Origin of the sequence: Glutamicibacter sp. NPDC087583, assembly GCF_044743685.1 — a bacterium.
Lineage (GTDB): Bacteria > Actinomycetota > Actinomycetes > Actinomycetales > Micrococcaceae > Glutamicibacter.
Genome location: NZ_JBIUWY010000002.1, coordinates 173531 through 186195 on the forward strand (window position 1 = coordinate 173531; position 12665 = coordinate 186195).

The 12665-nt window shown below is 59.1% G+C and carries 10 protein-coding genes; 2 read left to right on the forward strand and 8 right to left on the reverse strand.

The features are described from left to right. Nucleotides 1–113: 113 nt before the first annotated feature. From ACIOU9_RS06975 to ACIOU9_RS06990, 4 genes are all read right to left on the reverse strand, one after another. A complete protein-coding gene (locus ACIOU9_RS06975; protein WP_105657265.1) occupies nt 114–413 on the reverse strand; it encodes a YciI family protein in 300 nt (99 codons plus the stop codon). A gap of 23 nt (nt 414–436) precedes the next feature. Further along, the gene (locus ACIOU9_RS06980) at nt 437–1786 is read right to left on the reverse strand and encodes an RIP metalloprotease (RefSeq protein ID WP_105657264.1); all 1350 of its coding nucleotides are present in this window, start codon (nt 1784–1786) and stop codon (nt 437–439) included. Then, nucleotides 1783–3006 carry a 1-deoxy-D-xylulose-5-phosphate reductoisomerase gene (dxr, locus tag ACIOU9_RS06985; RefSeq protein WP_105657263.1) on the reverse strand — a complete coding sequence of 408 codons (1224 nt, stop codon included), beginning with the start codon at nt 3004–3006 and terminating at the stop codon, nt 1783–1785. The genes ACIOU9_RS06980 and dxr overlap by 4 nt, the downstream gene beginning before the upstream one ends. Nucleotides 3007–3082: 76 nt before the next feature. After that, nucleotides 3083–4237: an acyl-CoA dehydrogenase family protein gene (locus ACIOU9_RS06990; protein ID WP_105657262.1), complete on the reverse strand. Its 1155-nt coding sequence runs from the start codon at nt 4235–4237 to the stop codon at nt 3083–3085. Nucleotides 4238–4474: 237 nt separating this feature from the next. On the opposite strand from ACIOU9_RS06990, the gene ACIOU9_RS06995 reads away from it, so the two are divergent. Beyond that, a complete protein-coding gene (locus ACIOU9_RS06995; protein WP_105657261.1) occupies nt 4475–5095 on the forward strand; it encodes a TetR/AcrR family transcriptional regulator in 621 nt (206 codons plus the stop codon). A 69-nt stretch (nt 5096–5164) separates the two neighbouring features. Further along, nucleotides 5165–5626, forward strand: coding sequence for a GNAT family N-acetyltransferase (locus ACIOU9_RS07000; protein WP_105657260.1), 462 nt, complete (start codon nt 5165–5167; stop codon nt 5624–5626). Between the two features lie 445 nt (nt 5627–6071). Here the strand turns inward: ACIOU9_RS07000 and ACIOU9_RS07005 are convergent, their stop codons facing one another. The 4 genes from ACIOU9_RS07005 to ACIOU9_RS07020 form a co-directional block, all read right to left on the reverse strand. Next, on the reverse strand, nt 6072–7769 hold the full coding sequence (locus ACIOU9_RS07005; RefSeq protein ID WP_105657259.1) for an ABC transporter ATP-binding protein: 1698 nt from the start codon (nt 7767–7769) through the stop codon (nt 6072–6074). Beyond that, on the reverse strand, nt 7766–8836 hold the full coding sequence (locus tag ACIOU9_RS07010; RefSeq protein WP_105657258.1) for an ABC transporter permease: 1071 nt from the start codon (nt 8834–8836) through the stop codon (nt 7766–7768). The genes ACIOU9_RS07005 and ACIOU9_RS07010 overlap by 4 nt, the downstream gene beginning before the upstream one ends. 51 nt (nt 8837–8887) lie before the next feature. Further along, nucleotides 8888–10405 carry an ABC transporter permease gene (locus tag ACIOU9_RS07015; protein ID WP_105657257.1) on the reverse strand — a complete coding sequence of 506 codons (1518 nt, stop codon included), beginning with the start codon at nt 10403–10405 and terminating at the stop codon, nt 8888–8890. A gap of 141 nt (nt 10406–10546) precedes the next feature. Continuing rightward, nucleotides 10547–12355, reverse strand: a complete 1809-nt coding sequence (locus ACIOU9_RS07020; protein ID WP_105657256.1) for an ABC transporter family substrate-binding protein — start codon at nt 12353–12355, stop codon at nt 10547–10549. Nucleotides 12356–12665 lie beyond the last annotated feature (310 nt).

Below are 12665 nucleotides of genomic sequence, written 5' to 3' on the forward strand. Positions count from 1 at the left end.
ATGTTTTCCACTTCCTCTCCCCTACCAGTCTGCGCCATCCGAGCTGTTTAATGCAGGCAGCCTCCGCTGTTCTCGGAAAAGAACAGCGGAGGCTGGTGCAAGGTACCTATCGCCTAGGACGCGAAATCCTCCAGCAGGCCAATTACCGGGTTCCATTCGGTGACGGTGGCCGCGCCGATTCCGCCAACCTTCTGGAAAGGATCATTGGAAAGCACTTCGTCCAGCGCAGCTTGCGATTCTGCCGCGAAGATCAACAGCGCGCCGTCGTTGACCGGGGTCGGCCCCGAAGCAAGAAGGCGTACCGCACCTTCGCCGAGGAAGCCGCAAAGGTACTGGCGGTGTGCTGGACGGTGTTCATTGCGCAGCTCGGTGGAGTTCTCGGCGTACGCGTATTCAACAGCAAAAACAGTCATGCCTACAGCATATTTCTCCCTGCTTAGAACAGCTGTATCGGCTTGAAGATATCCGCATATATTAAGAGCCCGCCCATGACCAGCATCGCTACCACCACGACATAAGTCAGCGGCAATAGCTTGACCGTGTCCACAGGCCGTACCTTCTTGATCCTGAAGATCCTGGCAACTGTGCGCTTCAGCCCCTCATACAGCGCGCCCACCACGTGGCCGCCATCCAGCGGCAGCAGCGGGATCAGGTTGAAGGCGAACAGGGCCAAGTTCAAACCGCCCACCAATGACAGCAAGGTTGCGAATTTGTCAGCTACCGAGATGGAATCCTCCGCGCTGATCTCTCCGGCAATGCGCCCAACGCCCACGATGGACACCGGCCCATTCGGGTCGCGTTCCTCGCTGCCAAAAGCAGCTTGGGCGACATCCACCATGCGCTGGGGCAGGTGCAGGATGACATCGCCAATTCTCAGCAACTGATCCCCGATCACGCCGGGAACCGCGCTCAGCGGCTGGGTCAGGTCCCGCTGCAAGGAGCCCATCCCGACGAAACCGACCTTGGTCATGATGTATTCGCCCTGCTCATCGAGCAGCACGTAGCCATTTTTGTCGGTCGCCGGGCGTTCGGTCAGGTACGGAGTCAGCTCGGTGGTGCGAATCTGCCCGTCGCGGGCATAGTCCAGGGTGATGGGTTCTCCTGGATGATCGCGGATGACATCGGTGAGCTTATTCCATTCAGCTTCCGCAACAGCGGTGCCGTTTACGGCGGTGATCGTGTCCCCTGGCAGGAGGCCTGCCTCGTAAGCCGGCGCTGGGACATCCTTGTCGGTGCATTCGGCCTGCTCTGCGTTCTGTGCGCTGGCAATGCACTGGTACACCTCGGAGACCGTGGTGGTTGGCGTAGCCTGGCCGAAGCTGGTCAGCACGATGCCGATCACCACGAACCCGATGACCAGGTTCATGATTGGGCCACCGAGCATGATGATGACGCGCTTGTAGATCGGCAGCTGGTAGAACAGCCGGCCTTCATCGCTGGGCAGCACGTTCTCGTTGGCCTGCGAGCGTGCGTCATCCACCATCTGTCCGAAGACCTTCTGGAAGAGATTCGGCTTCTTCACGGAAGCATCCGAGACGACCTGGTCGCGTGGCGGGTACATGCCCACCATCGAGATGTAGCCGCCCAGGGGCAGGGCCTTGATGCCGTATTGCGTTTCGCCACGCTTGAAGGAAACCAGCGTTTTGCCGAAACCGATCATGTACTGCGGAACGCGCAGCTTGAACAGTTTCGCGGGTACCAGGTGCCCGATTTCATGCAGCGCAATGGAAAGCCCGACGGCTACCACCATGAATAGGACGCCGCCGATGAACAGCAATGCACTCATGCTTTGGCCTCGATGATCTTCGTTGCATGGGCGCGGGCCCAGCGGTCTGTTTCCAGCACTGTTTCGACCGATAGCGCTGCGCTCATCGGGGTGTACTCGTCCAAGGCCCGTTCCACGGTCTCAACGATGTCGGTGAAGCGGATCTTTCCATCATGGAAGGCATCCACTGCAATTTCGTTGGCGGCGTTATAGACAGCCATATGCGTTCCCGACGACGCTGCGGCCTGCTTGGCAAGCTTTACAGCGCTGAAGACCTCCTCATCCAGTGGTTCGAAGGTCCAGCTTGCTGCGGTGGAGAAATCGCAAGCCTTCGCGGCACCGGTAACCCGATGCGGCCAATTAATGCCCAAAGCGATCGGCAGGCGCATATCCGGCGGCGATGCCTGGGCGATCACCGAACCGTCGATGAACTCCACCATCGAGTGAATGATTGACTGGCGATGCACCACAGGCTCGATCTTTTCCAGTGGCACGTCGAACAGCAGGTGGGCTTCGATGACTTCCAAAGCCTTGTTGACCATGGTGGCCGAGTTGGTGGTGACCATGCGCCCCATGTCCCAGGTTGGATGAGCCAGCGCCTGGGCGGGGGTGACATCACGCAGCTGCTCATGGCTGTAGCCGAAGAATGGACCGCCAGAGGCAGTCACCAGCAGCTTGGCCACTTCCTCGGGCGCGCCAGAGCGCAGGGCCTGTGCGAGGGCGGAGTGCTCGGAATCAACGGGCGAGATCTGGCCTGGTGCCGCGATCCGCTTGACTACCTGGCCTCCGATGATCAGGGATTCCTTATTGGCCAGTGCCAGCAGGTGGCCGGCTTCCAAGGCAGCAATGGTCGGGGCTAGGCCAATGGCACCGGTGATGCCATTGAGCACCACGTCGGCCTCGGCGAAAGCGGCAACCTCGGTTGCCGCATGCGCGCCGGCCACCAGCTCGGGAGTGTATCCGGTTACCGATGCATCTTCTGCGGCTCGCTTAATGGCCGCGGCAAGCTCCTCCTTGGATTCCACCGCGCTGCCAACGAGCGCAGGGCGGTGCTTAATTGCCTGGCGAGCCAGTAATTCAAGGTTGTACCCACCGGACAGCGCTGCCACGGAGAATTGTCCGGATGCGTTTTCGATGACGTCCAGTCCCTGCGTGCCGATGGAACCGGTGGAACCGATCAGGCTGACGCGACGGGGATGTCCGGCTGGAATGAAAGTTTTCTGGGAGCTCACCCTACCCATTATGGTTCGTTTTACTGTGAGCGCCCAAAGAGCGCCACACCCCAAAATCAGGATGCAGCGCCCCCTCTGGCAAGAATCAGAGACCTAAGCTGCGGGCAATGAGCATCTGCTGGACCTGCGTGGTTCCTTCGCCGATTTCCAGGATCTTCGAATCGCGGTAGTGCCGTGCAACCAATGACTCATTCATGAATCCGTAGCCGCCAAAGATCTGGGTAGCATCACGGGCGTTATCCATCGCCGCTTCGCTGGCAATCAGCTTGGCATGCGCGGCTTCGATCTTGAAGTCCTTGCCGGCGAGCATCTTCGCCGCCGCCGCGTAGTAGGCCAGACGGGCCGTGTGGGCGCGCGAAGCCATGCGAGCGATCATGAAGGAGATGCCTTGGTACTGGCCGATGGCCTGGCCGAAGGAAGTCCGTGTCTTGGCATACTTCACCGCCTCGTCGAGGCAACCCTGGGCGGCTCCGGTGGCCAACGCCGCGATGGCGATACGTCCCTCATCGAGAATTTCCAAGAAGTAGGCGTATCCGCGTCCGCGCTCGCCAAGCAGGTTCTCCTCCGGAACTCGCACGCTGCTGAAGCTCAGCGGATGGGTGTCACTGGCACGCCAACCCACCTTGTCGTAGGCCTTCTCCGCGGTGAATCCTTCGGTTCCCGTCGGCACGATGATTGCCGAGATTTCCTTCTTGCCGGTTGCTTCGTCGACACCGGTGACAGCGGTGGCCGTGACGAGGGAAGTGATGTCGGTACCGGAGTTGGTTATGAATTCTTTGGCGCCATCGATAACCCATTCGCCATTTTCCAGTTTCGCTTTGGTCAAGGAAGCTGAGGCGTCGGAGCCTGCACCGGGTTCGGTCAGGCCAAAACCGGCCAAGCGTTCGCCGGCGGCCAGGGCTGGCAGCCACTTCTGCTTCTGGCCCTCGCTGCCAAAGCGGTAGATCGGCATCGCGCCCAGGGAGACGCCGGCTTCGAGAGTGATGGCTACCGACTGGTCTACCTTGCCCAGTTCTTCGAGCGCCAGCGCGAGGTGGAAGTAGTCGCCGCCGGAACCGCCGTATTCTTCGGAGACTGGCAGCCCGAAGAGACCCATCTGCCCCATTTGCTTGACGATGTCATAGGGGAACGCATGGTTGGCATCGTTCTGCGCGCTCTGCGGGGCTACGACTTCCTGGGCGAATTCGCGGACCATGTCGACCAGGTCTTGATACTGGTCGTCGAGTTCGAGATCAATCATCAGGCTCTCTCTTCGTTGAGGGACGAACCGGCATCGGCTGCGGGATGTGCATAAACCGGTGGCGGTCATGTTCTGCGCCAGGTGCGTGAGTTTCTTGGAAGCACACGCCGCGACGCGTATGGTTAATATTTATTAACTGGTTGCTGCCTACGGGTGGGTAAACAGCTACATTTTTGACATTAGTGGCAGCGGTCACACTTGTCCAGACCGAGGCTTGGCAAACGTAAGGAGTTGATTGTGTTGGCGAGCAAATACCAGTCGCTCAATGAACCAACAGAGCGTGAGCGCGCCAAAGCTGAACGACGAGAAGCACTCTTGCGCGAAGCCACTCGACTGTTCGCCTTGAATGGCTACGCGGGTGTTTCGCTGGAGGATCTGGGCGCTGCCTGCGGCATATCCGGTCCGGCCGTGTACCGGCATTTCGCCGGCAAGCAGGCAGTGCTTATCGCTCTGCTAGTAGATATGTCCAAAGATATCTATGCCGGGGGCTGCACGGCCACGGAAGCCGGCGGCACTCCCCTGGAGGTGCTTTCGCGTCTGGTTGATTTCCACACTGACTTCTCGCTGTCCCGCCCGGACATTTTGCAGGTCCAGGACCGTGATTTGAAATCGCTCCCGAAGGCCGAACTGGCATTAGTCCGCAAACTCCAGAACTCCTATATCGGGCTTTGGACTACGGAACTGGCCAAATTGCATCCCACCGGAAGCAAGCAGTCGCACAGATTCCGCGCGCACGCCGTCTTCGGCTTGCTGAACTCGACTGCTCATTCCGCCCACTCGCCGAGGACTAAAAAGTCCGGCCTGAAGCCGTTATTGTCCAACATGGCACTCGCCGCACTCACTTCCCCGGTAGTGTAGGTTTCAAGCCATTGTTCACTGGTGTGCCAATACCGGCACGCTGACCCACACGATTGAAAGGCCTTTATCGTGCAGCTACGAGAAGTCCGCCCTTCCGACTTGGACGCATTCTTCGCTCATCAGCAAGAACCCGAGGCGAACCTCATGGCCGCTTATCAAGCGCGTAACCCAGCCGACCGCGCGGTATTCGACCACCACTGGAACTCGATTCTGAACGATCCGAATGTTCTGGTTCGCACCATCGAGCATGAGGGCGAAGTCGTTGGATCCATTCTGGTCTTCGACGGCGAAGTACCAGAGATCAATTTCTGGACTTCGACCAAGTACTGGGGCAAGGGACTGACCACCAGCGCGGTAGACACCTTCCTCGCCGAATACACCAAGCGCCCATTGACCGCGCATGTGGTCCAGGACAATCTAGGTTCCATCAAGGTCCTGGAACGCCGAGGGTTCAAGACCGTTGGCACCGAGCAGATCTTCTCCAACGCCCGCGCAGAGGTCGTTACCGAAAACGTCATGCAGCTGGACTAGATTCCAAAAGATAGGCAAAAGCTGGCTCTCGGCAGAGAGCCAGCTTTTGCCTATTAACGGGCCTCTACCGCCGAGGTTCCCTTGGTCCTTTCCTGGATCAGCATCGTCCCGCGCCCGGCGCAAAGCCCCAGGCAGGCGTCTGCGGGTTCCGCCCGAGCTGGTTTTCTGCTGCACGATCCGTGCAAGAACGCCAGTGCGGGTCATCCTGTGATTCCTGCAGCGATGAGTGTTGAGCCCGAGGCATTCCCTCTCGTTCAGCTGGTCCAAGTTCCGCCGCCCAGCACCTGCTCGTAGGCCCGCAAGTACTTGTATCGCTTTCCCGGACCGAGGCCGGATCCGGGGAATCGGCTTTCGCCATGTCCAGCTCTCCCGGGCAGACGGAAGGGGCCCGCTTCCAGTTAAAGATCTGGAAACGAGCCCCCTTATTCGTCGTTCAGCTCAGCATCTACTTCGTGCTGTTCAGCAAGCGCCAAGCCTCACGGCGTACTGCCTGCTCATGCGGATCCGGCACCGGAGCCGCGGCCAACAGGCGTTTGGTGTAGTCGTGCGTTGGGGCATGCAGCACGGTATCCACCATGCCCTGCTCAACCGCCCTGCCTGACTGCATCACTACGACCGCATCAGCCAGCATGTCAACGACAGCCAGATCATGGCTGACAAAGAGGCACGCGAAGTTGAAGTCCCGTTGCAGGTCCTGCAGCATTTCCAATACGACTGCCTGAACCGAAACATCCAAAGCACTAGTTGGCTCATCGGCAATCAGCAGCTCGGGGTTCAAGGTCAACGCGCGAGCAATGCAAACACGTTGACGCTGGCCGCCTGAGAGCTCGTGGGGGTATCGGTTGATCACGTTGCGCGGCAGCTTCACCGCATCGAGCAGTTCTTCAGCACGCTTGATGCGCCCTGCTTTGCTGCCAACCTTGTGAACCACCATTGGTTCGGTGATGCAATCGCCAATAGGGAAACGCGGGTTCAAGGATGCTGCCGGGTCCTGGAAGATGACGCCGATTTTCTTGCGAACCGCACGGGCTTCCTTCGGGGAAAGTTTCGGCAGATCATGGCCCTGGACCGACAAGCTGCCGCTAGCCACAGGCAACAAGCCGAGCACCGCCTTGGCGATGGTGGATTTGCCAGAGCCGGACTCGCCCACAATGCCTAGGACTTCGCCCTTGGCAATATCGAAGCTCACCTCTTCCACGGCGCGGAAGATCTTTCCCCGCATGTCGTATTCCAGCACGAGGTCCTTGGCTTCAAGCACCAGCTCGCGTCCTGGAGGCGCAGTTTCGGAGCTGTGCGGGGGCGTCGCAGTAGTAACAGCCGGAGCAGACAAGCGCGGTACCGCGGCCAGCAGACGCTGGGTGTATGGATGTTCCGGGCGCAGCAGAACTTGCTCCACGGTGCCGGTCTCGACGAGGTTGCCCTGGAACATCACGGCCACTTCATCGGCCATATCCGCGACAACACCCATGTTGTGGGTGATCAGCAAGATGCCGGTATTCAGTCGATTCTTGAGCTCGCGCAGCAGATCGAGAATTTCTGCCTGCACCGTTACATCCAGTGCGGTGGTTGGCTCATCGGCGATGATCACCTTGGGATCGCAGGATATCGCCATGGCAATGACGATACGCTGGCGCTGGCCGCCGGAAAACTGGTGCGGGTACTGCTTGACGCGCTTGGCGGGATCCGGGATGCCCACCATGTCCAGCAGCTCGATGGCCCGGTCGGTTGCTTCCTTGCCATAGGCGATGTCGTGCAGTTCCAGCGCTTCAGTCAACTGCCGCTCAATGGTCAGCACCGGGTTCAGCGCAGTCATGGGCTCCTGGAAGACCATCGCGATGTCGGTGGCACGCATCTTGCGCAGCTTGCCTTCGTCCAGGCCAACCACGTTGACGTTGCCGACCTTGGCGACACCTGAGACATTGGCGTTTTCCGGCAGCAGGCCCATCGCCGCAGTTGAGGTGACGGACTTGCCGGAACCGGACTCGCCAACCAGCGCCACGACCTGCCCGGGGCGGACGGTCAAGGACAAGCCCTTGACTGCGTGGACGTCTGCACCACCGGTGGCAAAGACGACGTTGAGGTCGGTGAAGCTCAGCGCGTAGCCGTCTGAGCCTTGTTCGTTCATTGGTGCTGCGTGGCTCATGGCTTCTCCTTGCGGGTTGGAAGGGCGAACAGGCCGGCGCGGCGGCGGCGCTTCTTTCCGATTTGGCGCGGGTCGAACGCATCGCGCAAGCCGTCACCCAAGAAGTTCACCGACAGGGCGATGGTAACGATGATCATGCCTGGCCACCAGAACAAATACGGGCGGGTGGTGAAGGCGTTCTGGTACTGGCTGATCAGCAGGCCCAGCGAGGATTCTGGAGCCTTCACGCCGAAGCCCAGGTAGGACAGCGAGGACTCCAGCAGGATCGCGCCAGCGATCGCGAAGGTTGCGTTCACGATGATCACGCCCATGGTGTTGGGGATCAGGTGCTTGAAGATCACGCGGCTGGTCTTCGAACCCATGGCCTGGGCGGCAGCAACGTATTCGCGTTCGCGCAGCGAAAGGATTTCACCGCGCACCAGTCGGGCCAAGCCGGTCCAGGTCACCAGGCCGAGCACGAGGGCCAGGATGATGATGGAACCGGTGGATGCACCAGCCATCTTGCCCAGAACAGCGGCCAGGACCAGCAATGGGATCACGATGAACAGGTCAGTGATGCGCATCAGGATTTCGTCAACCCATCCGCGGAAGTAGCCGGCAACAGCACCGATGACGGTTCCCAGGACAGTGGCGACCAAGCCAACCACAACGCCGATAATGATGGACTTCTGCGTGCCGTTCATGACCAGGGCGAAGTAGTCCTTGCCGACCGAGTCCTGCCCGAAGGGGTGCTCGCCGATGCGGATGCCTTCGCCGCCGAGCCAGGCGGGGACCAGGCTCAAGGTCGGCTTGCCGCCATCCACAACGGCACCAGCGTGGTAGAAGTTCTGTCCCCACCAGCCGGGGATCGGTCCCCAGCCAATGGAGCTGAAAGCGAAAACGGTGATGACGACCAGGATCACCGCGGAAATCATCGCCGGCTTGTGGCTGACGAAGCGCTCGAGAACAATGCGTCCCTGGCTCTTCGGCTTTTCGTGGATTTGGGCCAGCTTGGCGTCTTCCACCTCGGCCACGGAATTCAGGTTCTGCGGCTCGTTCTCGTTCAAGTTCTTGTTCGGGGTGCTCATCGCTGGTCCTTAGGGTTGCAGGCATGAAGGATGTTCATTGGTCCATGCCTCCTAGACTCGGATTCGTGGGTCAAGCAGGGCGTAAACGATATCCGCCAGCAAGTTGAAGATGATTGCGGCGGTACCGGTAACCAGGAAGAACGCCATCACAGGTGCCGGGTCGACATGATCCAGGCCGGTTGCGAACATTTCGCCCATGCCCTTCCAGCCGAAGACGCGCTCGGTAATCACGGCACCGCCGATCAGGCCGGCGAAGTCGAAGGCTGCAATGGTGGCGATGGGGATCATCGCGTTGCGGAACGCGTGCCGGAAAATCACGGTGCGTTCGCTCAATCCCTTGGAACGGGCGGTGCGAATGTAGTCCTGGCGCTGCACTTCGAGCATGGAAGAACGCGTGTAGCGCGAATAGCTAGCCAAAGAAATCACTGCAAGCAGGATGGTCGGCATCAGCAACTGGGTGCCGTTATCCAGGAAGTGATCCCAGAAACCGCCTTCGAGGTTAGCAGTGGACGACCCGATGGTCGCGATGGGGCGACCCTTGACATCCAGGAAACCAGGCCAAGCGCGGAACATGTGATCGACAACGGTCAATCCTGCACCGACAACACCGGTGGCTACGGAGACGGACATCGCTGCTTTGCGCAAGCGGCCGCCCATGAAGCGCCCGACTACTGCCGGAATCGCTACCGCGAGGACCAATCCGAACAAGAGAATCCATGCGTTTGGTTCCAGCAGCATGTAGAAGGTCGCGTAGTACATGGCCAAGACCAGCACGACGGTAATCAGCGCCGGGTACAGCACGCGCTTTTCATTCAGGCCAACGCTCATGGCAGTGGCGCTCAAGGCCACGAGTGCCGTCAGCACGATGATGATTGCGGGGCCCATTTGCGGGTAGCGGTAGAAATTCAGCCAAATGCTGTACTGCAGCACCAGCGGGACGAAAACAGCGGCAGCTATGAAGGTGATGCCACGGCGCTTCAAGGAGCCCCCGAGGAACATCTGCAGGACGAGTCCGACGACGATGCCTATGGCTATGGATGACCCCAGGGATATCTGCGGATCCGCCAGCCAGTCGTTGTAGCTGATCGCCAGGTACTCCTTGAGCAGCACAGCTGCCCAGAAGACGGGAAGCGAGAAGAAGAGGAAGGTCATGAAGGTAACGATGTAATCCAGGCCGGAGTACTGGCGGATTGCAGTCAAAACGCCAATGGCGATACCCAGAACCGCGGCGATCACCGTAGCGAGCACTACCAGCCGCAAGGTGGACGATGCGGCATTGGCCAGCAAGCCGGAGACCTCTACGCCGTTGATATTCTGTCCCAGGTCGCATTGGCCAATCAGGCATTTGCTGGCGCCGGTCAGCCAGTCCCAGTAGCGTCCGTACCAGGGTGCATCCAGGTTCATGTATTCCACACGCTGGGCCATCAAGTACTCGCGGTTATCCGCGTTGCTTTCGCGGAGGTCCTTGAGCGGGTCACCTGAATTGATTACCAGTACGTAGAGCAAGAGCGATGCGGCGAACAGCACGGCAAGTGCTGAGCCTAGTCTCTTGGCGATAAATTTCCACACGGTTCTAATGTCCTACTTTCATCTCACGGAAGTGAGCCGGCCCTTGAGGTTGGGGACCTTTGAACACACTGCGGGGCCCGATTTTTGATCGGGCCCCACATGTGCTCACTCACATTGTGCAAGTACGTTGCCTAGGGGCAATTACTCAGCACGTACCCACTGCTCGGCGTTCCAGACGATCTGGTCCTGCGTTGCGGTGTGACGGACATTTTGGATATCCGAACCCGAGGCGCTCAAGCCTGGGTGGGCGAATACCGGGATGCCGAACAGGTCATCCCACAACAGCTTCTCGATCTTCTTGGTCTGCTCGGCATGGACAGCCGGGTCCAGCGAGCTTGCCAGGGTCGCCCATGCTGCATCGACTTCAGCGTTCGAGTACTGGCCGAAGTTCTGCGGCTTGCCGGTGGCGTAGATGTTCTGGCCGGAACTGATCTGGCCGGAACCTGCCCAAGCGAACAGTGCTACTTCGTAGTCGCCACGGTCTTGCGCACCGTTTGGCGAGAAGAAGTCAGCCGAACCGGTGTCCTCGATCTTGAAGCCCGCTTCATCGCAGGAGGACTTGATGGCCGAGACCTGGTTGGCGCGGCGTTCATTAGGTGCCGAGTAGCCGATGCGTACTTCGGTACCCACAGCGTCCTGCTCTTCGAGGATCTTCTTGGCGCCTTCGATATCAACCTGGTCGTAGCGGCCGTCGTAGGATGCGTCCACTACTTCCTGGTAGTTATCCTGGAACGGGAAGACTTCGCGGGAGTTCATCACGATGGCGTCAGGGTTCAGCGGCTTGATCAGGTTGTCAACAATCTGCTGACGTGGAACACACATGGCAAAGGCCTTGCGCAGTTCCAGATTGGTCATTTCGTTGCCCTTGGCGAAGTTGAAGTCAAGGTGCTCCCAGGTCAGGGTGTCGCCCTTCTGGATTGCTACAGCGTCGCCAAGATTCTCCAGCTGCGCGAGCGTATCAACGGTGGGCTGCGGGTTAATGACGTCAACGTCTTTATTCTGCAATGCCTGGACCATGCTTGCGTCTTCAAGGAAGCGGAAGGTCAGTTCCTTGGTTGCAGGCGCGGGGCCATAGTAGTTCTCGTTGGCAACCAGGGTTACGGACTCTCCAGCTTTCCAGCTACCCAGCTTGTAGGGGCCGGATACAGGCGAGATCTTCTCATCGGGCAGCTTGCCCGGGTCAGTCATCCAGCCTTCGTTCCAGAAATCGGCAGCCTTCTTCAGCTTGTCGGATTCCCCAGCGAGAATGGCTTTGACGAGCTCTTCGGTGCTCATGCCCGACTCTTCGGCCACCACATGTGCTGGGTGGAGCATCCAGGACTGGAGGGCCCAGTCCGGATCAGGCTCGGCGAATTCAACAGTGAATTCCTTGCCATCCCAGTCGCCCTGCGGACCAGCTGGAACAGTGTCGCCGAGATCAACAGAGACCGAGTTGAACAGCGGCTTGTCCTTGGCACCTTCGTTGAGGTTCAGGTTCTGCACTGCCCATGCCAGCACGGAGTCGGCCACGGTGATCGGCGTGCCATCGGACCATTTGGCTTCTTCGTTGATGGTGTACTTGATGGTGAGCGGATCGTCGCTCACCTTCTCATAGCTGCCCAAGGCCTCGTTGGGGTACAGCGTGCCGTCAGTACCGAAGTAGCTGAACCCAGCGAACATCCGGTCCACGATGGCCGAGTTGTAGGTGGAATAGGTGTTCGGAGTAAAGCCGTTGTAGCTCAGGAATTCCGGGGCACCTACGGTGACGTTGATATTGTCTTCGGCAGTCTTGATATCACCCAGATCGGCTTTGCCGCTGTTTGCTGCTTCTGCCGAACCGTTGCCGCCACCTGCGCCAGCATCCTTTGATGCATCGGCGCCTGTGTCTCCGCCGCCTGGTGCACAAGCCGAAAGGGCCAGGGCCAGTGCTGCGCCTACAGCTACTGCTTTCGAAACGCGCTGAAACCGCATTTCGCCTCCTTGAGTTCTTGAACGATACGAGTGCTGGATCGGTGGATCCAATGTGGATCAGATCACATGATCAATCCATTGAGCAATAGACTAACCCGAATTTTCTGGCTTGGATATAGAAAGAAGCGCTTCAGATATTGCCGCGACTCTCCCCCTGAGAGTCATTCGCAACGCGCTTGTTACCCACGGGTTTACGAGATCCAGCTCACATCCCCGAGATTTCAAGGATTTCTTTCAGATTGGGAAAAATCAATCGGGCAACTGTTTCATGCATGTTGACTCGCGGAGTGATTTATAACATTTTTGCAAC

Bases quoted from the DNA above. Each gene is read 5' to 3' on its own strand.
- ACIOU9_RS06975 (WP_105657265.1), bottom strand. From the start codon at position 413: ATGACTGTTTTTGCTGTTGAATACGCGTACGCCGAGAACTCCACCGAG.
- ACIOU9_RS06980 (WP_105657264.1), bottom strand. From the start codon at position 1,786: ATGAGTGCATTGCTGTTCATCGGCGGCGTCCTATTCATGGTGGTAGCC.
- dxr (WP_105657263.1), bottom strand. From the start codon at position 3,006: ATGGGTAGGGTGAGCTCCCAGAAAACTTTCATTCCAGCCGGACATCCC.
- ACIOU9_RS06990 (WP_105657262.1), bottom strand. From the start codon at position 4,237: ATGATTGATCTCGAACTCGACGACCAGTATCAAGACCTGGTCGACATG.
- ACIOU9_RS07005 (WP_105657259.1), bottom strand. From the start codon at position 7,769: ATGAGCCACGCAGCACCAATGAACGAACAAGGCTCAGACGGCTACGCG.
- ACIOU9_RS07010 (WP_105657258.1), bottom strand. From the start codon at position 8,836: ATGAGCACCCCGAACAAGAACTTGAACGAGAACGAGCCGCAGAACCTG.
- ACIOU9_RS07020 (WP_105657256.1), bottom strand. From the start codon at position 12,355: ATGCGGTTTCAGCGCGTTTCGAAAGCAGTAGCTGTAGGCGCAGCACTG.